20 protein-coding genes are annotated in these 21,144 nt (G+C 72.4%); 5 read left to right on the top strand and 15 right to left on the bottom strand.

Going from position 1 to position 21,144, the window contains the following annotated elements; all coding sequences use genetic code 11:
• Window positions 1–127 precede the first annotated feature (127 nt).
• The gene (gene treY, locus ACV7NM_RS07655; RefSeq protein WP_463409569.1) at window positions 128–2,377 is read right to left on the bottom strand and encodes a malto-oligosyltrehalose synthase; all 2,250 of its coding nucleotides are present in this window, start codon (window positions 2,375–2,377) and stop codon (window positions 128–130) included.
• Window positions 2,378–2,539: 162 nt separating this feature from the next.
• Window positions 2,540–4,660 (bottom strand): glycogen debranching protein GlgX, encoded by a 2,121-nt coding sequence (glgX, locus tag ACV7NM_RS07650; protein WP_463409568.1) that lies wholly within the window; start codon window positions 4,658–4,660, stop codon window positions 2,540–2,542.
• A gap of 283 nt (window positions 4,661–4,943) precedes the next feature.
• On the opposite strand from glgX, the gene ACV7NM_RS07645 reads away from it, so the two are divergent.
• Together ACV7NM_RS07645 and ACV7NM_RS07640 are read left to right on the top strand one after the other, a co-directional pair.
• Entirely contained in the window at window positions 4,944–6,203 is a 1,260-nt protein-coding gene (locus ACV7NM_RS07645; RefSeq protein ID WP_463409567.1) for an SAV2148 family HEPN domain-containing protein, read from the top strand.
• A gap of 63 nt (window positions 6,204–6,266) precedes the next feature.
• Window positions 6,267–6,998: an exonuclease domain-containing protein gene (locus tag ACV7NM_RS07640; protein WP_463409566.1), complete on the top strand. Its 732-nt coding sequence runs from the start codon at window positions 6,267–6,269 to the stop codon at window positions 6,996–6,998.
• 159 nt (window positions 6,999–7,157) lie between these two features.
• Here the strand turns inward: ACV7NM_RS07640 and ACV7NM_RS07635 are convergent, their stop codons facing one another.
• Window positions 7,158–8,009, bottom strand: a complete 852-nt coding sequence (locus ACV7NM_RS07635; RefSeq protein WP_463409565.1) for a phosphotransferase enzyme family protein — start codon at window positions 8,007–8,009, stop codon at window positions 7,158–7,160.
• A 145-nt stretch (window positions 8,010–8,154) separates the two neighbouring features.
• On the opposite strand from ACV7NM_RS07635, the gene ACV7NM_RS07630 reads away from it, so the two are divergent.
• The 3 genes from ACV7NM_RS07630 (at window position 8,155) to ACV7NM_RS07620 (ending at window position 10,002) form a co-directional block, all read left to right on the top strand.
• On the top strand, window positions 8,155–8,310 hold the full coding sequence (locus tag ACV7NM_RS07630; RefSeq protein ID WP_463409564.1) for a hypothetical protein: 156 nt from the start codon (window positions 8,155–8,157) through the stop codon (window positions 8,308–8,310).
• Between the two features lie 67 nt (window positions 8,311–8,377).
• Entirely contained in the window at window positions 8,378–8,944 is a 567-nt protein-coding gene (locus tag ACV7NM_RS07625) for a DUF1697 domain-containing protein (protein WP_463409563.1), read from the top strand.
• 56 nt (window positions 8,945–9,000) lie between these two features.
• The gene (locus ACV7NM_RS07620) at window positions 9,001–10,002 is read left to right on the top strand and encodes a ketopantoate reductase family protein (protein WP_463409562.1); all 1,002 of its coding nucleotides are present in this window, start codon (window positions 9,001–9,003) and stop codon (window positions 10,000–10,002) included.
• A 465-nt stretch (window positions 10,003–10,467) separates the two neighbouring features.
• Here ACV7NM_RS07620 and ACV7NM_RS07615 read toward each other — a convergent pair whose 3' ends face one another.
• The 12 genes from ACV7NM_RS07615 to ACV7NM_RS07560 form a co-directional block, all read right to left on the bottom strand.
• A complete protein-coding gene (locus ACV7NM_RS07615) occupies window positions 10,468–11,226 on the bottom strand; it encodes a sirohydrochlorin chelatase (protein WP_463409561.1) in 759 nt (252 codons plus the stop codon).
• Window positions 11,227–11,231: 5 nt separating this feature from the next.
• Complete coding sequence (locus ACV7NM_RS07610) at window positions 11,232–12,122, bottom strand: ABC transporter permease (protein WP_463409560.1); 891 nt, start codon at window positions 12,120–12,122, stop codon at window positions 11,232–11,234.
• Window positions 12,109–12,909, bottom strand: coding sequence for an ABC transporter ATP-binding protein (locus ACV7NM_RS07605; RefSeq protein ID WP_463409559.1), 801 nt, complete (start codon window positions 12,907–12,909; stop codon window positions 12,109–12,111). Before ACV7NM_RS07605 ends, ACV7NM_RS07610 begins: the two co-directional genes overlap by 14 nt.
• A gap of 25 nt (window positions 12,910–12,934) precedes the next feature.
• Window positions 12,935–14,062, bottom strand: a complete 1,128-nt coding sequence (locus ACV7NM_RS07600) for an aliphatic sulfonate ABC transporter substrate-binding protein (protein ID WP_463409558.1) — start codon at window positions 14,060–14,062, stop codon at window positions 12,935–12,937.
• 215 nt (window positions 14,063–14,277) lie between these two features.
• Entirely contained in the window at window positions 14,278–15,624 is a 1,347-nt protein-coding gene (locus tag ACV7NM_RS07595; protein ID WP_463409557.1) for a sulfate adenylyltransferase subunit 1, read from the bottom strand.
• A 2-nt stretch (window positions 15,625–15,626) separates the two neighbouring features.
• Window positions 15,627–16,562: a sulfate adenylyltransferase subunit CysD gene (gene cysD, locus ACV7NM_RS07590; RefSeq protein ID WP_463409556.1), complete on the bottom strand. Its 936-nt coding sequence runs from the start codon at window positions 16,560–16,562 to the stop codon at window positions 15,627–15,629.
• A complete protein-coding gene (gene cysC / locus ACV7NM_RS07585) occupies window positions 16,559–17,104 on the bottom strand; it encodes an adenylyl-sulfate kinase (protein WP_463409555.1) in 546 nt (181 codons plus the stop codon). Before cysC ends, cysD begins: the two co-directional genes overlap by 4 nt.
• A gap of 35 nt (window positions 17,105–17,139) precedes the next feature.
• A complete protein-coding gene (locus ACV7NM_RS07580) occupies window positions 17,140–17,841 on the bottom strand; it encodes a phosphoadenylyl-sulfate reductase (protein ID WP_463409554.1) in 702 nt (233 codons plus the stop codon).
• A complete protein-coding gene (locus ACV7NM_RS07575) occupies window positions 17,838–18,017 on the bottom strand; it encodes a hypothetical protein (RefSeq protein WP_136216637.1) in 180 nt (59 codons plus the stop codon). The genes ACV7NM_RS07580 and ACV7NM_RS07575 overlap by 4 nt, the downstream gene beginning before the upstream one ends.
• Window positions 18,014–19,726: a nitrite/sulfite reductase gene (locus ACV7NM_RS07570; protein ID WP_463409553.1), complete on the bottom strand. Its 1,713-nt coding sequence runs from the start codon at window positions 19,724–19,726 to the stop codon at window positions 18,014–18,016. Before ACV7NM_RS07570 ends, ACV7NM_RS07575 begins: the two co-directional genes overlap by 4 nt.
• 222 nt (window positions 19,727–19,948) lie before the next feature.
• Window positions 19,949–20,032, bottom strand: coding sequence for a putative leader peptide (locus ACV7NM_RS07565; protein ID WP_312847410.1), 84 nt, complete (start codon window positions 20,030–20,032; stop codon window positions 19,949–19,951).
• A 547-nt stretch (window positions 20,033–20,579) separates the two neighbouring features.
• Window positions 20,580–21,143, bottom strand: a complete 564-nt coding sequence (locus tag ACV7NM_RS07560) for a GNAT family N-acetyltransferase (protein ID WP_463409552.1) — start codon at window positions 21,141–21,143, stop codon at window positions 20,580–20,582.
• Window position 21,144: the final 1 nt, after the last annotated feature.

The following is a 21,144-nucleotide window of genomic DNA, read 5'->3' as shown; positions in this document are numbered from 1 at the left end:
TAACTCCGGCAGCGGTCCGGGAGGCATCCCTCGCGGTACGGGGCCACGGGCCCGTCGCGGTTCCCGACGCGCGCGCCGGTCGCGGTCGTGCGCCGACGACCGCGACCGGCACCCGGGCACGCCGGGCCTACTCGGCCCGGACCAGGGCCACCGCCGGGCTGTCGGCCAGCAGGTGCGACAGCAGCGCCTCGCCCTCGTACGAGCCCTCGTGCAGCAGCGGCGTCCAGCGGCCCGGCGGGAGGGGGAGGGCCGTGTCGCGCCAGCCGCCCCCGCCGACGAGCCGGTGCGAGAGTCGGGTGGCGACCGCGACCAGGCCCGGCGAGCGGCCGAAGGCCACGCAGTGTCCGGCCGCCGGACCTCGGGCCGCCAGGGGCCGGTAGCCCGTGAACAGCTCCGGCCGGGCGCGCCGCAGCCGCAGCAGAGCCGCCGACAGGGCCAGCTTCTCGCCCGCCAGGCCGTGCGGGACACCGCCCCCGTCGAGCCGGGCCAGCTCCTCGTGGGGGAAGACGACCGGCCGACGGTTGTCCGGGTCGACCAGGGCCCGGTACTCGCTCTCCGTCCCCTGGTACACCTCCGCGACCCCGGGCATGGCCAGGTGCAGCAGGGTCATGCCCAACACGTTCGCACGGGCCGCCTCCGCCAGGTCCGGCGGGAGGTCCACCTCGGGCGGGGCGACGATGCCCCCCTCGTACTCCTCGTCCGGATCGGTCCAGGACGTACGCAGCGCCGCCTCACGGGCCCCCTTGAGCAGGGCCGCCGCCAGCCGGGACTCCCGCTCGGGGATCTGTCCCAGGCCCAGCGCGCTCTGCCGGGCCACCCACGCCAGCTGGGCGTCCGGGACCGCGCCGGCCCCCGCCATCAGCTCCGGCGCCTGCGAGAGCACCGAGATCCGGGCCCGTACGTCGGCGCTGCGCTTCGTGTCGTGCGTGGAGAGCGCCGTCCCCGAGGCGGGCCAGTCGCGCTCCAGGTCCGCGCAGTACGCGTGGAACTCCTCGACCGACACCGCCGGGTCCCCGGGCTCCCCGCCCACCTCCGTCGCGGACAACAACGGGGCCCAGCGGTAGAAGGCCCGGTCCTCCAGGGACTTGGCGCGCAGGGCCGCCGAGGTCTGGGCGAAGCGCGCCTCGAACGCGCGATCGCGGCGCAGGAGGTCGAGTACGGCGTCCACCGGGCCGGCGCCGACCAGCGCGGCCGCCCGCTCCTGCGCCTCGGACGGCAGTCCGGGACCGCCCGGATAGGGTCGGTAGACCGGGTTGGCGACCAACAACTCGACGACGGCGGGGCGCAGTTCAAAGCCGGCCATCCGCTCCAGCGCGGCCAGCTCGGCCGCCAGATCACCGGTCAGTACCTCCCGGGCGCACGCCTCGGCCGTCTCCGCCCAGGAGCCCGTGTCCGTGGACTTGACGTAGTCCCGCATCAGTTCGGCGGCTCCGACGGGATCGGTGAACACCCCGTCCACCCGGTGCAGCGCGTCGTATCCGGTGGTGCCGGCCACCGGCCAGGAGGCGGGCAGGCGTTCGGAGCGGGCCAGGATCTTCTCCACCACCACCCAGCAGCCCTCGCCGGCCTCCGCCCGCAGTCGCCGCAGGTACCCCTCGGGGTCCGCCAGCCCGTCCACGTGGTCGATCCGCAGCCCCTGGAGCACCCCGTCCCGGACCAGCTCCAGGATCTTGGAATGGGTCGCGGCGAAGACTTCCGGGTCCTCCACCCGGACTCCGATGAGGTCCGAGATGGTGAAGAAACGGCGGTAGTTGAGGGAGGTTCGGGCCTCGCGCCAGAACGCCGGCCGGTAGAACTGCGCCGCCGCCAGTTCCGGCATCGGCAGCCCGGCCGTCCCTTCCCGCAGCGGGAACTCGTGGTCGCCGTAGCGCAGCACGTCCCCCTCGACCGTGAGCGACTGGGGCTCCAGGGGGCCCGTGAGCACGGGCAGCAGGACCTGCCCGCCGCCGGCCTCCCAGTCGATGTCGAACCAACGCGCGTACGGGGACCGGGGCCCGTCCCGCAGGACCTCCCACAGGGCGCGGTTGAGGCGCAGCGGCGCGGGGACCGCCATGTGGTTCGGCACGATGTCGAGCACGAGGCCGAGCCCGTGCTCGCGCGCGGTCCGGGCGAGCGCGCGCAGCCCGGCCTCACCGCCGAGCTCCTCCCGTACCCGGGAGTGGTCGGTGACGTCGTACCCGTGCGTCGAGCCGGGGACCGCCTCCAGGGAGGGGGAGAGGTGCAGATGGGACACGCCGAGCGAGGCGAGGTACGGCACGGCCGCCTCGGCGGCGGCGAACGGGAATTCGGGACAGAGCTGGATACGGTAGGTGGAGGCCGGCGTGCCGACGGTCGGGGCGTCAGGTGTCGGTCGGGCGCGATCGTATGACTGGCTCATGAGAACCTACGTACCCGCCCAGCCGGATTCCTTGCCATTCCCCCCGCATCCGGGTGACGCCCGCCTGTCCGCCGCAGCGTGCGACCGCGTGCCGCCGGGCCCGCGCGCGCCGGGCCGAGGCGCCCGCCCCGACCCGGCCGGCGCCGTTCGCGACACCCTGCCTCAGGCACCCTCCGGGCGCTGGAGGACCACCAGGGAGCGTCCGGTCAGCGGTACCCGGTCGCCGGCCGCGTACTGCGGGCCGGTGCCGGGCGGCAGCACCTCCGGCTTCGCGGTGTCCACCACCAGCTGCCACCGCGCCCCGTGTCCCGCCGGGATGGTGAACTCCTGCGGTTCGGCGCCCGCGTTGAACATCAAGAGGAACGAGTCGTCGGTGATCCGCTCCCCGCGCGCGCCGGGCTCCGAGATGGCCTCGCCGTTGAGGAACACCGTCAGCGAACGCGCGTGCTGCGCCTGCCAGTCGCGCGCCCGCATCTCCTCGCCGTGCGGGGTGAACCAGGCGATGTCCGAGAGCTCGTCGTGCGTCCCCTCCACGGGCCGGCCGTGGAAGAACCGGCGTCGCCGGAACACCGGGTGGTCCCGGCGCAGCCACACCATCTGACGGGTGAACTCCAGTTGCGCGGGCGTCGGTTTGCCCGGCTCGGGCCAGGGCACCCACGAAAGCTCGTTGTCCTGGCAGTAGGCGTTGTTGTTGCCGCCCTGCGAGCGGGCGAACTCGTCCCCGTGGCTGAGCATCGGGACGCCCTGGGACAGCATGAGGGTCGCCGTGAAGTTGCGCATCTGGCGCTCGCGCAGTTCCAGGATCTCAGGGTCCTCGGTCGGCCCCTCGACGCCGCAGTTCCAGGACCGGTTGTGGGTCTCGCCGTCCCGGTTCCCCTCCCGGTTGGCCTCGTTGTGCTTCTCGTTGTAGGAGACCAGGTCGTGGAGGGTGAACCCGTCGTGGCAGGTGGTGAAGTTGATCGACGCGAGCGGGCGTCGCCCGTCGTCCTGGTAGAGGTCCGAAGATCCGGTCAGTCGTCCGGCGAACTCCGCGAGCGTGCGCGGCTGCCCGCGCCACAAGTCCCGTACGGTGTCGCGGTACTTGCCGTTCCACTCCGTCCACAGGGGCGGGAAGTTGCCCACCTGGTAGCCGCCCTCGCCCAGGTCCCAGGGCTCCGCGATCAACTTTACCTGGCTCACCACCGGGTCCTGCTGCACCAGGTCGAAGAACGAGGACAGCCGGTCCACCTCGTGGAACTGCCGGGCCAAGGTCGCCGCGAGGTCGAAGCGGAAGCCGTCCACGTGCATCTCGGTGACCCAGTAGCGCAGCGAGTCCATGATCAGCTGGAGGACGTGCGGGGACCGCATCAGCAGCGAGTTCCCGGTGCCCGTGGTGTCCATGTAGTGGCGCGGATCGTCCGCCAGCCGGTAGTACGAGGCGTTGTCCAGGCCCCGGAACGACAGCGTCGGGCCCAGGTGGTTGCCTTCGGCCGTGTGGTTGTAGACCACGTCCAGGATCACCTCGATCCCGGCCTCGTGCAGGGCGCGGACCGCCGACTTGAACTCCAGCACCTGCTCGCCCCGGTCGCCGGACGCGTAGCCGTTGTGCGGCGCGAAGAAACCGATGGTGTTGTAGCCCCAGTAGTTGCTCAGGCCGTCGTCGACCAGGCGGTGGTCGTTGACGTACTGGTGCACCGGCATCAGTTCCAGTGCCGTCACGCCCAGCTTGGTGAGGTGCCCGATGACCGCCGGGTGGGCGAGCGCCCCGTAGGTGCCGCGCAGCTCCTCCGGCAGCTCGGGGTGCCGCATGGTCAGGCCCTTGACATGGGCCTCGTACAACACGGTCTGGTGGTACTCGTGGCGCGGGGGGCGGTCGTTGGCCCAGTCGAAGTACGGGTTCACCACCACCGAGGTCATGGTGTGCGGGGCCGAGTCGAGGTCGTTGCGCGAGTCCGGGCGGCCGAAGTGGTAGCCGTACACCTCCTCGCCCCACGCCACGCTGCCGCTGACGGCCCGCGCGTACGGGTCCAGCAGCAGCTTCGCCGCGTTGCAGCGCATGCCGTGCTCGGGCTCGTACGGGCCGTGGACGCGGAAGCCGTAGCGCTGGCCGGGCATGATGCCGGGCAGGTAGGCGTGCCGGACGAAGGCGTCCGTCTCGCGGAGTTCGACGGCGGTCTCCGAGCCGTCGTCGTGCAGCAGGCACAGCTCGATCCGCCGAGCGGCCTCGGAGTAGACAGCGAAGTTGGTTCCGGCGCCGTCGTACGTGGCACCCAGCGGATACGCCTGTCCCGGCCAGACCTGCATAGATAACGACTCTTCCCTGTGTCGGCTGACGTCCCGGCTGATCGGGCATGGACAACGTCTCTGCCAGATCTTCCCCGAAAGGAGGTCTCCACGCGTGGACTTGGGATGGTTCTACCGGGTGACCCGGAGAGCTGATATCCGGGTCAGCGGACTGTCCGGGCATCGGATAATGGGTCAACGGCCGCTCGGTGTACGGACCATCGGGCTGCGTGGGGCCGCGCGCGCGGAGTACCCTTCCGTGATCACTGGAGACGGGCGTCCAGACGCAGAAGGCGGTGCACGGGTGAGCTCGGGAGGTCTGGAGCTGCCCCCTGGTGACAGCGGGCACGAGGGTGGCCCGGCGGACGCCCCTGGAAGCGCGCAGGCCGGAGTGCCGGCCGGGGCGGTGTCACTGGCCCCGCCGGAGCCCGGCAGCGCCCGGGCCGGGGCCGAACTGGACTGGGGCACGGACGCGTGGAGCGAGGTCCGCACCCGCGCGCAACGGGCCGGGCGCGCGTACATCTGGTTGAACCTCATCGAGCAGCGGCTGCGGGCCGTCGTCGGCGCCGTGCTGAGGCCGATCTACGAACCGGTGCACGGCCAGGACGACTGGGTCGTCGCGGCGGCGGGGCCCGCCGGGCAGGAGTGGGTCCAGCGGGCGGTGGCCGTACGCGAGGTCAGCCGGCGCAAGGGCTACCTGCTGGACCCGGCAGACGACAACGTGCTGAGCTTCCTGACGCTGCCCCAACTGCGCGAGCTGATGGTCCAGCACTGGCCCTGCTTCGAACCGTACTTCGACGACCGGCGGGAGATCGAGCTGGCCCTGGACGAGCTGGAGGTCACCCGGAACGTGGTCTCCCGCAACCGGGCGCTCTCGCGGCCGGTCCTGGAACAGGCCGAGCGGGCCTCCGCGCGCTTGTTGGAGGTACTGGGCGGCGGCGCGGGCAGTCCGGCGGCGGACCGGCTGCCGATCGACGCGGTCGAGGACCTGGTGGGGGACCGGTACGCCGACGTCATCTCCGTCCACCCCGACCGGGTGCGGCTCCAGCGCCAGCTCCCGGCGGAGGACCTGTTCGGGGGCGCGCGCCGGCTGGACGCCATCGGCATAGGTCTCAACCTGCTGGTCCAGAACTTCTCCGGCCGAAGACTCGTCCGGCTCACGGAGGCGGGCTGCCGGGTGCGGCTGCTGTTCCTGAACCCGGCGAGCAGCGCCGTCAAGCGGCGCGAGCGGGAGCTGGGGCTGCGCAAGGGCGAGCTGAGCCGTTCGGTGGAAATGAACATCTTGCACGTGCGGCGGGTGCGGGCGGGCCTGCGGGACGCGTCACGGTTCGAGATCCACGTCTTCGACGAGACGCCCCGCTTCACGGCGTACCTGGTGGAGGGGGAGACCTCGGGCATCGCGGTCGTCCAGTCGTACCTGCGGCGGGCGCGGGGCATGGAGGCGCCGGTACTGGTGTTGCGCGGAGGCGGCCGGGGGGTTCCGAAGGACGCCGAGCACGGACTTTTCACCACGTACCGGGAGGAATTCGAATCGGTTTGGGAGGATTCCCGGCCGGTGTCCTGACTGTCAGTGGCCCGTGGCAGGCTGAAAGCCGTTGACCGGATGTAGGTACGGGGGAGGGGCGCCATGGCGGCGTGGCACGGGGGAGCGCTGGTCGGATTCGATCTGGAGACGACGGGCACGGAGCCGGGGGAGTCCCGGATCGTGACCGCCGCGGTGGTCGAGGTGCGCGGTGACGAGGTCCGGGAGCGGCGGGCCTGGCTCGCTGACCCGGGGATACCGATCCCGGAACAGGCCTCCGCGATCCACGGCATCAGTACGGCCCGGGCCGTCGCGGAGGGCCGGCCGGTGCGGCAGGTCGCCGACGAGGTGGCGGCGGTCCTGACCGACCACTGGCTGCGCGGCGCGGTGGTCGTCGCCTACAACGCCGCCTTCGATCTGTCGCTGCTGACGGCGGAGTTGGCCCGGCACGGGCTGCCGTCGCTCGCGGACCGGCTGGGCGGGGCGCGGACGGGGCCGGTGGTGGACCCGCTGACCATCGACCGTGCCGTGGACCGCTACCGGCGCGGGAAACGCACCCTGGAGGCCGTGTGCGGGGTGTACGACGTCGTCCTCGACGCCGCGCACGACGCGGGGGCGGACGCGTTGGCGGCGGTCCAGGTCGCCCGGGCGATAGCGGCCCGGCACCCGGAGGTGGCCGCGCTCAGTCCGGCGGACCTGCATGACCGTCAGGGTGCCTGGCACGCCCGCTGGGCCCGTGACTTCCAGGCGTACCTCCGGGGTCAGGGGAGCCCGGACGCCGTCATCGACACGGCGTGGCCCCTGCGGACGCACATACCGGCCACGGCCGGGGCCTGACGACCGCCGACGGGCCGCGCGGTGGTGCCGGTGCTCCGTTGCCCGGGCGGTGCCGGGGGCCGTTCGCGCTCACGCTGTCGACCCGTCCGGAGGCGGCACGGCGGCTCTACGTTGGAGCCTCATGGGGTTCGGGCTTCTCGCGGGCCGGCCGCGGGGCGCTCAGAAGGGGTGCCAGCGGACCTCGGTGTCGCCTTCGCGCAGGGATGCGACGCGGCGGCGGAACTCCGCGACGGCCGCCGGGTTCGTCGGGGTGTGCTGGGAGACCCACGCACAGCTCGCCGTCTCGCGCGCTCCGCGGAGCACCGCGCAGCCGGGCCACTCGCGCACGTCCCAGCCGTAGGTGGTCACGAACTCCTCGTACGCCCCGTCGGGCAGCCCGTACCGGTCGCGGGAGAGGGCCATCACCACCAGGTCGTGCTCCCGCAGATCGGCCGACACGGTCTCCAGGTCCACGAGCACCGGCCCGTCCGGGCCCACATGGACGTTGCGGGGCAGGGCGTCGCCGTGGATCGGGCCGGGCGGCAGGTGGGAGGTCAGCGCGGCCACCTGGCCGGCGTAGGCGTCGCGCCGGGCCCGCAGGTACGCCGCGTCGGCCGGGTCGATGGCGTCCCCGGCGAGCCGGAGCCAGCGTTCGACGCCGCCCAGCAGGTCCCGCGCCGGCATCGCGAACGGCGGTGCGGGCAGGGCGTGGACGCGTCGTAGGAGCAGCGCCAGATCGTGCGGGCCGGCCGGGCGGAGCGCGTCCGGGAGGCGGTGCCACACCGTGACGGGGTGCCCTTCCACCAGCCGGGCCCGCGGCTCGGCCGCCCGCACCGCGGGCACCTCGCAGGAGGCGAGCCAGTCCGCGACCGCCACCTCCCGTTCGGCGCGCTCCAGCAGCGCCGCCTCCCGGCCCACTTTCACCACCAGGTCGCCGACCGCGAACACCGCGTTCTCGCCGAAGGCCAACAGTTCGGCCCCGCCGGTGAAGCCCGCCGCCGTCAGTACGTCGCTGGCCCGCGCCTCGTCCATCCCGCCGTCGCCCGTCCCTGTCCGGATCTCCCCGCCACCACGTCCGGGACAGTCTGCCATCCCCCCTGCTGCCCGGCTTGATCCCCCGTCGCCGGTTCGGCAACGCCGGCATGCCCCGGGACCGGGCATCGGCCGGCACGTCCCCATGGAGGACGCCCGACGCCCGCACCCCGCGGCGGCCGTACTCGCCCTGATCGCCGACCCCGGCGCGGGCGCCCGTGCCGAGGCCGTACGCGCGGGCGGGGCCGTCGAGGGCGGCGCGCGACAGGCCGCGGACCCGATCGAGACCGAACCGCCCTGACCTCCGGTGGCGCCGCGACCCGTCGCGACCGCCGACGCTGTCAGTGTGGCGTCATATCGTTTGGGGCATGAGCCCCAAGCCCACGGAGCGTACGACCTACGCCGCCCTCCTGCGCGGAATCAACGTCGGCGGGAACAAGAAGGTCCCGATGGCCGAGCTGCGCGCCGTCATGGAGCAGCTCGGCCACGGCGACGTCCGGACGTACCTGCAAAGCGGCAACGCCGTGTTCAGCAGTACGGAGCGCGACCCCGACAAGCTCGCCCGCGAGCTGGAGGCGGCCATCGAGGCGCACTTCGGCTTCCGCGTGCCCTGCCTCGTCGTGGACGGCCCCCACCTGCGCGCCGTGGCCGACGCCTGTCCGTTCCCGGCCGCGGAACTCGAAGGCAGGCAGCTCCACGTGATGTTCCTGTCCGCGCCGCCCTCCCCGGAACGCTACGCCGGCATCGACGCGCAGGCGTTCCTCCCCGAGGAGTTCCGCCTGGGGGACCGGGTGGTCTACCTCTACGCGCCGGGCGGCCTCGGCACCTCCAAGCTGGGAGAGGTGCTCCACAGACCGGCCCTGCTCAAGGGCCTCGACGCGACGACCCGCAACTGGAACACCGTCGTCAAGCTGGTCGAGCTGACCCGGGACTGACCCGACGGCCACCCGGGCCGAACCCGTCGGGCGCGGCATGTGCCAGGCTCGAAGCCATGCGATACATCATCATCGGCGCCGGGGCGGTCGGCGCGACCATCGGCGGACGGCTCACCGAAGCGGGCCTCGACGTCGTACTCGTCGCCCGGGGCGCGCACGCGCAGGCGCTCGCGGCGGACGGGCTGCGGCTCGCCACGATCGGGGGAGAGCGGGTGCACCGGATGCCCGTCGTCACCGCCCCGGCGGAGCTCGGCGAACTGCGACCCGACGACGTGCTGTTGCTCACCGTGAAGACGCAGGACGCGATCGCGGCGCTCGACGCGTGGGGGGACGCGGAGGTCGCGGGCGGCGGCACCGCGGCGCAGCGCCTGCCGGTGCTGTGCCTGCAGAACGGCGTGGAGAGCGAACGGCTGGCCCTCCGGCGCTTCGCGCGCGTGTACGGGGTGTGCGTCTGGCTGCCCGCCACCTTCCTGGAGCCGGGCGTGGTCTCGGCGTTGTGCGCGCCGCTGACCGGCATCCTGCACTTGGGCCGCGCGGCCGGGGGAACGGACGCGCGGGTCCGGGCGATCGCCGCCGATCTGGAGAAGGCGGGCTTCGGGGCGCCGGTCGTCGAGGACGTCATGCGGTGGAAGTACGCCAAGCTGCTGGGCAACCTCGGCAACGCGATCCAGGCGACGACGGGTCCCGAACCGGCTCCGGCGAAGGGGGCGCTGCTGCTCAGGGCGATCCGTGAGGCGAAGGCCGCGTTCGAGGCCGCCGGGATCGCCCACGCCTCCGAGGCCGAGCAGTCGGCGGCCCGTGACGGCAAGGTCGAGCAGCCGGCGGGCGCGCGGGGCGGGTCGTCGTGGCAGAGCCTTGCCCGGGGGACGGGGTCGGTGGAGACGGACTACCTCAACGGGGAGATCTGCCTGCTGGGGCGGTCGCACGGGGTGCCGACGCCGGTGAACGAGACCTTGCGCCATGCGGCGAACATCTTCGCGCGGGAGGGATTGCCGCCGGGATCGATGTCGATCGAGGACCTGACGGCCCTGGCCGACGAGGCGGCGGCGCGAGCGTAACCGTCGCCGGTCGCCCCAGTGCGCGGGTGCCCGTCCGGGCGCCGTACCCCGGGCCGGTCCGGGCCCTGCGCGTGCGTGCCCTTGTACGCCGGATACACCGGACGGCCGGCGTCTTCGGAGGCGGCTCGGAACACGGGCCCGGGGCCCCGGCCCCTTCGGGCGGAAGCGGTCCGGGGAGTGTCGGGACGGTCAGGGTCGCGCCCCGGGCGGCGGCGCCGGTCCGCCAGGCGCGTCTGCCGTCAATCGGCGGGCTGCCGCGGTGCGGCTCCCGCCCCGGCGCCCTGCCCGTGCGGCGTGCGCGTGGCGCTCCGGCCCGGCCTCCCTTTGTCCGCCGTGCGCCTGCCGCTCAGGAGTCGGGGCGCCGGGGGGCGGTTCCGCCGCGCGGCCGGTCAAGCGTCGGGCGGTCTGGGGAGGGGCTTCGGTCGGGGGTGCGTGGGCGCGGCGTTCGGCGGTCGGGGCGAGGGGTCAGGCCGACATGGGGAGGGAGGTCAGGGGGGAGGCGGCCGCGTCGTAGCGGTGGAGGAGGAGGCGGGCCAGTTCCGGGGCCGCGCCGAGGACGGGGGCCACGAGGTCCGCGCCCGAGGCTTCCGCGCCCGCCGCGATGCGGTCCGGGAGCCGGCCGGGGGCGATCACGTAGGGGGCCACGGCCACGCGTCGGACGCCCTCGGCGCGCAGCGCCCGTACGGCGTCCTCCGTACGGGGCAACGAGGCGGAGGCGAACGCAGGCCGCACGGCGCACCAACCGGTGTGCCGCCACTCCCGCGCGATTTCAGCGATCACTGCGATCGCCTCCGGGTCCGATGAGCCGGCGGCCGCCAGCACCACACCGGTGCCGGCGCGGTCCGCCGGGGTGAGGCCGGCTTCGCGGAGCCGGCGTTCGAGGGCCGCCGTCAGCAACGGCGACGGGCCGAGCACGTCCGCGAGCCGGACCGTCAGGCCCGGGAGGCCGGCGACCGCCTCCGCCAGCACCGCGGGGATGTCCGTCTTCGCGTGGAACGCCCGGGTGAGCAGCAGCGGCAGGGCCACCACCTCCCGTACCCCCGCCCGGTGGAGGTGGGAGAGGACCTGCGGCACGGACGGGGCGTCGAACTCCAGGAACGCCGTCTCCACGCGCAGCCCCGGCCGCTGTGCCCGGGCGCGCCGGGTGAGGGCGTGCACGGTCGCGGCGTGCCGCGGATCGCGGCTGCCGTGGGCTATGACGAGGAGGACGGGGGCGCGGAACACGGGACTCAGCTCTTGACCAGCAGGCCGCGGTTGCGCAGCACCCACCGCTCGACCGGGCTGAAGATCAGCAGGTCGATGGCGATGCCGACGATGAGGATCAGGAAGATGGCGAGGAAGACACCCGGCATGTCGATGTTGTTCCGGCCGTTCTCCAGCAGCTGTCCGAGACCCAGTCCCAGGTCGGGGGAGGACGCGATGATCTCGGCGGCCATCAACGAGCGCCACGAGAAGGCCCAGCCCTGCTTGAGACCGGCGAGGTAGCCCGGCAGCGCGGCCGGCAGGACCACGTGCCAGGTGCCCCTGAGCCCCGTGGCGCCCAGGGTGCGACCGGCTCGCAGGAACAGCGGCGGGACCTGGTCGACGCCCGAGACGAGGCCGTTGGCGATGGACGGCACCGCTCCGAGCAGGATGACGGCGTACATCATCGAGTCGTTCAGGCCTAGCCAGATCACCGCCGGCGGCACCCACGCCACGGAGGGCAGGGACTGGAGTCCGGACAGGATCGGGCCGATGGCGGCGCGGACGAACTTCACCCGCGAGACCAGCAGGCCGAGCGGCGTGCCGATGGCCAGGGCGAGCAGGAAGCCGAGCAGACCGCGCGAGACGCTGGTCCAGATGACGTCCAGCAGGGTGCCCTTGAGCCACATGTCGGTCAGGCCGTCCCACACCGCGGACGGGGAGGGCAGCTTGCTCTGGTCGGTGACCTGGGCCGAGACGAGGACCTGCCACACCACGAGGACCAGGCCGACGGCCACGACCGGCGGCAGGATCTTCTTGAGGAGGACCTCGCGGACCGGGGTGCGGTGGGTCTGGACCGCGTCGAGCGCGTCCAGGCCGGCCTCCAGGCCCGCCAGGTCGTCGCTCTTGGCCTTGGGGGCGGTTTCAGTGCTGGCCATGGCGGCGGATCTCCCCACGCAGGTGTTCAGTGATCTCCAGGGACAGCTCCGCGACGTCCGCGTCCTCGATGCGGCGCGGCTGCGGGATGTCCACGGTCCATTCCTTGGCGATCCGGCCGGGCCGCGAGGACAACAGGACCACGCGCTCGGCCAGACGCACGGCCTCGCGGACGTTGTGCGTGACGAACAGGACGGAGACGCCGGTCTCCGCCCAGATCCGGGTCAGCTCGCCGTGCAGCACGTCCCGGGTGATGGCGTCCAGCGCCGCGAACGGCTCGTCCATCAGCAGCAGCCGACTGTCCTGGGCCAGGGCGCGGGCCAGGGCCACGCGTTGGCGCATGCCGCCCGACAGCTCGTGGACGCGCTTGCCGTACGCGCCGCCGAGCCGCACGAGCTCCAGCAGCCGCTCCGCCTCCGGCTTGCGGTCGGCCTTGGCCACGCCGCGTAGCCGCAGGGCCAGTTCGATGTTCTTGCCCGCCGTCAGCCAGGGGAACAGCGCGTGTTCCTGGAACATCAGGGCGGGGCGGCCGGCGGTCTCGATGCGGCCCGCGCTGGGCTTGTCGAGTCCGGCGACCAGGTTGAGCAGGGTGGACTTACCGCACCCCGAGGCCCCCAGGAGGGTGACGAACTCTCCCGGAGCGACATCGAGGCTGATGTCGTCCAGGACGAGCTGCGATCCGGCCGGGCCGGGGAAGGACTTCGAGACGTGCTCGATGCGCGCGGCGTGCGTCCGCTCCACTACCGCGCCCTCGGCAGCCTTGGCAAGCGTGGTGGCCATGGTCGTCACCTCCTGGGGGATTCGGGTTCCGGACTTACTTGACGCCGAGACCGGCGTCGGAGACCTCGGGCTTGCCGGCCGCCTTGAGCACCTTGTTCAGGAGCGTCAGGTCGTAGATGCCGGTCAGGTCGGGCTGCTCGATGAGCTTGGCCTTGACCGCCCAGTCGGACTCCGTCTTGAGCGTGCTCGCCAGCGGGTCGTCGGTGACGAGGATGCTCGGCCACGCCGGGTCGATGACCTTCGCGTCGAGCGGCTTGCCGCCGTCCGCCGCCAGCTTCGCGTTGGCGGAGGCCTTCGCCTTCTCCGGGTTGGCGTTGATCCACTCGTTGGTCTTCACCGTGCCCTTGAGCACGGCCTCGACCACGTCCGCGTGCTCCTTGAGGAACTTCTGCGACACGATGACGTTGGTGATCACGAACTTCTTGTCGGGCCACAGGGAGGTCTCGTCGAGGAGGACCGAGCCGCCCTCGGAGACGAGCTTGGAGGCCGTCGGCTCCGGCACCCAGGCGCCGTCGATCGAACCCTGCTTGAAGGCGTCGGGGGTGACCTTGTTGTCGGTGCGGACGACGGAGACGTCGCCCTTGCCGGACTCGGGGTCGACCGACCAGCCCTTCTGGGAGATCCAGTTGAGGAACGCGACGTCCTGCGTGTTCCCCTTCTGCGGGGTGGCGATCTTCTTGCCCTTGAGGTCGTCCAGGGTCTTGATCTTGTCCGGGTTCACGACCAGCTTCACGCCGCCCGAGGCGGAGCCGGAGATGATCCGCAGGTTCTGGCCCTTGGACTTCACGAAGCCGTTGATCGACGGCGAGGGGCCGATGAAGCCGATGTCGAGAGAGCCGCCGTTCAGGGCCTCGATCTCGGACGGACCGGCGTTGAAGGTCTGCGGCTTGACGGTGGTGCCGCCGAGCTCCTTGGCGATCAGGCCCTCCTGGAGGCCGACCAGGGCGGTGGCGTGCGTCAGGTTCGGGAAGTACCCGATACGGACCTCGGGGGCGGAGAGCTTCTTGGCGTCCGCGGCGGGCACGGCGGCCGGCTTGGCGTCGTCCTGCGCCTGCGAGCCGTAGCCGCAGGAGGCGAGCGCGCCGATCAGGAGCGGGAGGGCGGAAGCGGCGACGACACTGCGGCGCAGGGTCTTACGGGCGGTGGTACCGGTGGCAGGCACGGGAGGGTTTCCTCTCGGAGCGCCGTGGGGTCACGGCGCGGGTCTTCGTTTGCGGAGCGCGGGCGGGTACGGCTGGTGGGGGGTGTGGGCGCGCATGCGGTGCGCGTACGTCATCGCGCACATCGCCCCACCCCTCCCTGGCCGCTGCCGAGGTGGCCGCTGCCTACGCGGCCGCCTTCCTTGGCGAAGGTGGAGTAGATGTCGGCGGGCATGGGTTAGAAGTCCCACCCTTCGTCGTCCGCCCGGACCGCCCCGGCCTCGTCGGCGTGGGCGGCGAAGGCCTCGCCCGCCATGCCGGCCGCCAGCGTGGTGCCGTCCGACGGGTCGATCAGCAGGAAGGACCCGGTGCGGCGCGAGGCGGCGTACGAGTCGAGCGCGAGCGGCTCGGCGGTACGGACGACGACGCGGCCGATGTCGTTGGCGACCAGCTGCCCGGGGTCCGGGTGCTGGGACAGGTCGTCCAGGGTCAGCCGCGAGGGGATCGCCTTGACGATCGCCTTGACGGTGCGCGTGGTGTGCTTGAGCAGCACCCGGGCGCCGACGGCCAAGGGCTGGTCCGCGACGTGGCACACCGTCGCCTCGACGTCCTGGGTGGTGGCCGGGGCGCTCGCGGACGGGGCGATCAGGTCACCGCGCGAGATGTCGATGTCGTCACGCAGGCGCAGCGTCACCGACTGCGGCGCCCAGGCGATGTCGACGCTCTCACCGAGCGCGTCGATGCCCTCGATGACGGAGGTGCGGCCCGACGGCAGGACAGTGACGGCCTCGCCGACGCGCAGCACGCCGGAGGCGATCTGGCCCGCGTAGCCTCGGTAGTCGGGGTGTTCGGCGGTCTGCGGCCGGATCACGTACTGGACCGGGAAACGCGCCGGGCAGGCGGTCAGGTCGTGGCTGACCGGGACCGTCTCCAGGTGCTCCAAGACCGTCGGGCCGCCGTACCAGTCCATGTGCGCCGAGGGCTCCACGACGTTGTCCCCGGCCAGGGCCGAGATCGGGATCGCGGTGATCTCGGGGACGCCCAGGTCGGAGGCGTACGCGGTGAACTCCTCGGCGATCTTCGCGAAGACCGCCTCCTCGTAGCCGACGAGGTCCATCTTGTTGACGGCGAGGACCACGTGCGGGACGCGCAGCAGGGCCGCGACGGCCGCGTGCCGGCGGGTCTGCTCGATGACGCCGTTGCGGGCGTCGACGAGGACCACGGCCAGGTCGGCGGTGGAGGCGCCGGTGACCATGTTGCGGGTGTACTGCACGTGCCCGGGGGTGTCGGCCAGGATGAACCGGCGCCGGGCGGTGGCGAAGTAGCGGTACGCCACGTCGATGGTGATGCCCTGCTCCCGCTCGGCGCGCAGGCCGTCGGTGAGCAGCGCGAGGTCCGGGGTGTCCTGCCCGCGCCGCGCGGAGGCGGCCTCCACGGCCTCCAACTGGTCGGTCAGGACCGACTTGGAGTCGTGCAGGAGGCGTCCGACCAGCGTGGACTTGCCGTCGTCGACGGAACCGGCGGTCGCGAAGCGCAGCAGGGTGGTCGCCGCGAGATCGGCGAACTGCTCGGTGGTGGAGGTCATGTCTAGAAGTACCCTTCGCGCTTGCGGTCTTCCATCGCGGCCTCGGACATCTTGTCGTCGGCGCGGGTCGCGCCCCGCTCGGTGAGGCGGGAGGCGGCGATCTCGGTGATCACGGCGTCCAGCGTGGTGGCGTCGGAGTCGACGGCACCCGTGCAGGACATGTCACCGACGGTGCGGTAGCGGACCAGCCGCTTCTCGGGGGTCTCGCCCTCCTTCGGGCCGCCCCATTCGCCGGCCGTCAGCCACATCCCGTTGCGCTTGAACACCTCGCGCTCGTGGGCGAAGTAGATCTGCGGCAGCTCGATGCCCTCCCGGGCGATGTACTGCCACACGTCCAGCTCGGTCCAGTTCGACAGCGGGAACACGCGCACGTGCTCGCCCGGGGCGTGGCGACCGTTGTACAGCTGCCACAGTTCGGGGCGCTGGCGGCGCGGGTCCCACTGGGAGAACTCGTCGCGCAGGGAGAACACGCGCTCCTTGGCGCGGGCCTTCTCCTCGTCGCGGCGGCCTCCGCCGAAGACGGCGTCGAACTTCAGGCTCTGGATCGCCTCGGTCAACGGCACCGTCTGCAGCGGGTTGCGGACCCCGTCGGGGCGCTCGCGCAGCTTGCCCGCGTCGATGTACTCCTGGACGGAGGCCACGTGCAGCCGCAGACCGTGCTCGGCGACCGTGCGGTCGCGGTACTCCAGCACCTCGGGGAAGTTGTGGCCCGTGTCGACGTGCAGCAGCGTGAAGGGCACCGGCGCGGGCGCGAACGCCTTCAGCGCCAGGTGCAGCATGACGATGGAGTCCTTGCCGCCGGAGAACAGGATCACCGGCTTCTCGAACTCGCCCGCCACCTCGCGGAAGATGTGGACGGCCTCCGATTCGAGGGCGTCGAGGTGGGACAGCGCGTAGGGAGCGTCGGTCCCGTCGTGCAGGTGGGCGACGGTCGTCATGCCAGACCCCTCTCGGTGAGCAGCGCGTACAGGGCCGAAGCCGACTCCTGCACGGACTGCGTGTGCGACTCGATCCGCAGGTCCGGGGAGTCCGGAGCCTCGTACGGGTCGTCGACCCCGGTCAGACCGGAGATCTCGCCCGCCGCCTGCTTGGCGTACAGGCCCTTCACATCGCGCTCGGAGCAGACCTCGACCGGGGTGGCCACGTGGACCTCCAGGTAGGCGGTGCCCTCGGCGGCGTGCCGCTTGGCGACGGCCTCGCGGCTGTCGGCGAACGGCGCGATCACCGGCACCAGTGCCTTGACGCCGTTGCTCGCGAGGAGTTCGGCGACGAACCCGATCCGCTGCACGTTGGTGTGTCGGTCCTCCCGGCCGAAGCCCAGGCCGGCGGAGAGGAACTCGCGGATCTCGTCTCCGTCGAGGACCTCCACGCGGTGGCCCTCGGCGCGCAGCCGCTCGGCCAGCGCGTAGGCGATGGTGGTCTTGCCCGCGCTCGGCAGCCCGGTCAGCCACACGGTGGCGCCCTGGTCGCTCACGCTCATCGTTCTCGTCTCCGTCGGTTCTTCGATGTCGGTCATCAGCCGTGCAGTCCGCACTCGGTCTTGGCCCGTCCGGCCCAGCGGCCGGCCCGCGCGTCCTCGCCCTCCGCCACGCGGCGGGTGCAGGGGGCGCAGCCGACGGAGGCGTAGCCGTCCATCAGCAGCGGGTTGGTCAGCACGCCGTGCTCCGCGACGTACGCGTCCACGTCGTCCTGCGTCCAGCGGGCGATCGGCGAGATCTTGACCTTCCGCCGCTTCTCGTCCCAGCCGACCACCGGGGTGTTCGCCCGGGTCGGGGACTCGTCGCGGCGCAGGCCCGTCGCCCACGCCTCGTACGCGGTCAGGCCCTCTTCCAGCGGCTTGACCTTGCGCAGGGCGCAGCACAGGTCCGGGTCGCGGTCGTGGAGCTTGGCGCCGTACTCGGCGTCCTGCTCGGCGACGCTCTGGCGCGGCGTGAGGGTGATGACGTTGACGTCCATCACGGCCTCGACCGCGTCGCGGGTGCCGATGGTCTCCTCGAAGTGGTAGCCGGTGTCGAGGAAGACCACGTCCACACCGGGGAAGGCGCGGGACGCCAGGTGGGCGACGACCGCGTCCTCCATCGAGGAGGTGACGGCGAACTTCTTGCCGAAGGTCTCGGCCGCCCAGGTGAGGATCTCCAGCGCGGAGGCGTCCTCCAGGTCGCGGCCCGCCTGCTCGGCCAGCGCCTTCAGGTCCCTGGTCTCCTGAGTCGTCGTCATATCTCTTCCCCTCCAGGCTGATCGGACCGAACGCCCCGGGCCAGCAGCCCGAGGTACTTCAGCTGGAAGGCTCGGTTGCAGGCCCTGCATTCCCAGGCGCCGTGACCCGTCTCGTGGGGAAACAGGTCCTCGTCGCCGCAGTACGGGCAGTAGAACGGTGCGGCGCGCTCGCTCACGACAGGCTCTCGTCGCTCGCGCGGCCGACCCAGGCGGCGAAGCGCTCGTCGCCCTCGCGCTGCTCCTCGAAGCGCGTGACGACCCGCTCCACGTAGTCCGGCAGGCCGGCGGCGGTGACCTTGAGGCCGCGGACCTTGCGGCCGAAGCCGGCCTCCAGGCCGAGCGCGCCGCCGAGGTGGACCTGGTAGCCCTCGACCTGGTCGCCGTTCTCGTCCAGGACCAACTGCCCCTTGAGACCGATGTCCGCCACCTGGATACGGGCGCACGCGTTCGGGCAGCCGTTGATGTTGATGGTGATCGGCTCGGCGAAGTCCGGCAGGCGGCGCTCCAGCTCGTCGATCAGCGAGGCGCCGCGCGCCTTCGTCTCGACGATGGCCAGCTTGCAGAACTCGATGCCGGTGCACGCCATCGTGCCGCGGCGGAACGGCGACGGGTTGACCCGCAGGTCCAGCGCCTCCAGGGCCTCGACCACGGAGTCGACCCGGTCCGCCTCGATGTCGAGGACGATCATCTTCTGCTCGGCGGTGGTGCGCAGCCGGCCGGAGCCGTGCTGCTCGGCGATGTCCGCGATCTTGGTCAGGGTGGCGCCGTCCACGCGGCCCACGCGGGGCGCGAAGCCGACGTAGAACTTGCCGTCCTGCTGGCGGTGGACGCCCACGTGGTCGCGCCACTGGCCGCTGGGCTGCTCGGGCGCGGGGCCGTCGGTCAGCTTGCGCCCCAGGTACTCGTCCTCCAGGACCTGGCGGAACCTGGCCGGGCCCCAGTCCGCGACGAGGAACTTCAGGCGGGCGCGGGTGCGCAGCCGGCGGTAGCCGTAGTCGCGGAAGATCGAGATGACGCCCTCGTAGACGTCCGGGACCTCGTCGAGCGAGACCCAGGTGCCCAGGCGCACGCCCAGCTTGGGGTTGGTCGAGAGGCCGCCGCCGACCCAGACGTCGAAGCCGGGGCCGTGCTCGGGGTGGTTCACGCCGACGAATGCGACGTCGTTGATCTCGTGCGCCACGTCGAGCAGCGGGGAGCCGGAGACCGCGGACTTGAACTTGCGGGGCAGGTTGGAGAAGTCCTTGTTGCCCACGATGCGGCGGTAGATCTCCTCGATGGCGGGCGTGCCGTCGATGATCTCGTCCTGGGCGATGCCGGCGACGGGCGAGCCGAGGATGACGCGGGGGCAGTCACCGCAGGCCTCGGTGGTCGACAGGCCGACGGCCTCCAGGCGGCGCCAGATCTCCGGGACGTCCTCGATGCGAATCCAGTGGTACTGCACGTTCTGGCGGTCGGTGAGGTCGGCCGTGCCGCGGGCGAACTCCTGCGAGACCTCGCCGATGACGCGCAACTGCTCGGTGGTCAGCCGGCCTCCGTCGATGCGGACGCGCAGCATGAAGTACTTGTCGTCCAGCTCCTCCGGCTCCAGGATCGCGGTCTTGCCGCCGTCGATCCCGGGCTTGCGCTGGGTGTACAGGCCCCACCAGCGCATCCGGCCGCGCAGGTCGTTGGGGTCGATCGAGTCGAAGCCCGTCTTGGAGTAGATCGTCTCGATGCGTGTCCGCACATTGAGACCGTCGTCGTCCTTTTTGAACTGCTCGTTGCCGTTGAGGGGGGTGTGGTGTCCGACGGCCCACTGACCCTCACCGCGGTGACGGCCGGTCTTACGGCGCGCGGCGGCGGCTGCGGGCGCGGCGGCTGCGGGCGTTTCGGGGGTGGCGGCCATGGCGGTACGTCCTTCTTCGGCGGCTCGAGGCAAGGTCAGGGGGAGCGGCGGCGTGACCCCTGCACGCTGAGCGGGTGTGGCTGATGGCCGTGCCGGGTCCGGTTGTGCCGGTGGGCAGGGCGGAATTCAGCCGTCAGGGGGCTTGCGGAGGCCGTGCGGCCTCGGGGTCGGCGCGTCCGCGGCGGCGGGGACGGCGACGATGTGCGGCGGTTGCCGGTTCCTTCAGCGCGCCGGACAGATGGCGCTGGACATGCGGCCGAGGTCGACGTGCCGCCGACTCACCAAGGCAATTCCAGCTCCATTCATGGCGGAAGCGTGGCATGGCGCGATTGGAGGAGTCCACTACTGTCCACAATTCGGACGAAGTCGTCTCGCATCGTGGTACTGCGTGACGGGCGTCACGCCCGAACGGCTCCGGAACCCCACCACCGCGGGTTTCCGGTCACCCGCCGCCCATGGGACGGGCCGGGGCGTTCCGGGCGCGAGGGGCCGGAGGGCGTCGAGGTCTCGAGACCGGCTGCCGCGGGCCCCTCGTGCTGGGGGCGAGGAACGCGGACGACGGCCTTCCACTTTCCGCCGCGCCGGTCGACCTCGGCAAGTTCGGCCGGCCAACCCGAACGCCCATCGGGCCGTCGGACCATCGCGAAGGCGGTCGAACCGGGGTCGAGCCCGGTTCGACCGTTCCCTCGAAGTCGATGAGAACGCCCGGCGCGGGCGCGGCAGGGTCGTCGTGCTCCCAGGCCCGGTGAAGGCTCACCGCGGGCCCCGCCTCCGGGGAGGGCGTGGGCTCGGACGCCGCCCCGGGCGGGGCGCGGAACCACCTGGTGGCACCCGCGCGCCGCCCGGACAGGGCCTACGCGCCCGGCCAGGGCCCAGGCGTCGGGGTGACCTGCTTCTCCTCCGTCTCCGTCCGGAACACCTTGAAGCCGCGCCGCAGGTAGTTGTCCATGGCGGTCGGGCCGTCCTGGCTACAGGTGTGCATCCACACCCGGCGGGTGGGCGCCAGCTCCGGCCACCGCCGCGCCAGGTCCCACGCGCGGGCCGTGCCGAACGACAGCAGGTGCCCACCGATCCGCCGGCCGCGGAAGTCCGGGAGGAGACCGAAGTACACGATCTCCACCACACCGTCGGGCTGCGGGTCGAGTTCGAGGTAGCCCGCCGGGGTACCGCGCTCGTACGCCACCCACGTCTCCACCCCGGGCCGACCCAGCTGCTCCACCCACTGCGCACGGGTCAGCGACAGTCGGTCCGTCCAGTGGATGTCCCCGCCCACCGAGGCGTAGAGGAACCGGCTGAACTCGGGCGAGGGCACTTCGGCCCGGGCGATGGTGATCTCCGGGCCGGGTACGGACGCCGGCACCAGGTCGTCCGGCGAGGTCATTTCCAGGGACCAGGTGGTCAGGGTGAACGTGCTCATG

The sequence above is a fragment of the Streptomyces sp. Tek67B01 genome (genome assembly GCF_055231995.1).
Note: the sequence above shows the minus strand (reverse complement) of the source record. Positions and strands in the feature narration are given on the sequence as shown.

Excerpts from the sequence above, each read along its gene's own strand:
- treY (WP_463409569.1), bottom strand. The coding sequence starts at position 2,377 with ATGAGCCAGTCATACGATCGCGCCCGACCGACACCTGACGCCCCGACC.
- glgX (WP_463409568.1), bottom strand. The coding sequence starts at position 4,660 with ATGCAGGTCTGGCCGGGACAGGCGTATCCGCTGGGTGCCACGTACGAC.
- ACV7NM_RS07640 (WP_463409566.1), top strand. The coding sequence starts at position 6,267 with ATGGCGGCGTGGCACGGGGGAGCGCTGGTCGGATTCGATCTGGAGACG.
- ACV7NM_RS07635 (WP_463409565.1), bottom strand. The coding sequence starts at position 8,009 with ATGGACGAGGCGCGGGCCAGCGACGTACTGACGGCGGCGGGCTTCACC.
- ACV7NM_RS07630 (WP_463409564.1), top strand. The coding sequence starts at position 8,155 with ATGGAGGACGCCCGACGCCCGCACCCCGCGGCGGCCGTACTCGCCCTG.
- ACV7NM_RS07625 (WP_463409563.1), top strand. The coding sequence starts at position 8,378 with ATGAGCCCCAAGCCCACGGAGCGTACGACCTACGCCGCCCTCCTGCGC.
- ACV7NM_RS07620 (WP_463409562.1), top strand. The coding sequence starts at position 9,001 with ATGCGATACATCATCATCGGCGCCGGGGCGGTCGGCGCGACCATCGGC.
- ACV7NM_RS07610 (WP_463409560.1), bottom strand. The coding sequence starts at position 12,122 with ATGGCCAGCACTGAAACCGCCCCCAAGGCCAAGAGCGACGACCTGGCG.
- ACV7NM_RS07595 (WP_463409557.1), bottom strand. The coding sequence starts at position 15,624 with ATGACCTCCACCACCGAGCAGTTCGCCGATCTCGCGGCGACCACCCTG.
- cysD (WP_463409556.1), bottom strand. The coding sequence starts at position 16,562 with ATGACGACCGTCGCCCACCTGCACGACGGGACCGACGCTCCCTACGCG.
- cysC (WP_463409555.1), bottom strand. The coding sequence starts at position 17,104 with ATGAGCGTGAGCGACCAGGGCGCCACCGTGTGGCTGACCGGGCTGCCG.
- ACV7NM_RS07580 (WP_463409554.1), bottom strand. The coding sequence starts at position 17,841 with ATGACGACGACTCAGGAGACCAGGGACCTGAAGGCGCTGGCCGAGCAG.
- ACV7NM_RS07570 (WP_463409553.1), bottom strand. The coding sequence starts at position 19,726 with ATGGCCGCCACCCCCGAAACGCCCGCAGCCGCCGCGCCCGCAGCCGCC.
- ACV7NM_RS07565 (WP_312847410.1), bottom strand. The coding sequence starts at position 20,032 with ATGAATGGAGCTGGAATTGCCTTGGTGAGTCGGCGGCACGTCGACCTC.
- ACV7NM_RS07560 (WP_463409552.1), bottom strand. The coding sequence starts at position 21,143 with ATGAGCACGTTCACCCTGACCACCTGGTCCCTGGAAATGACCTCGCCG.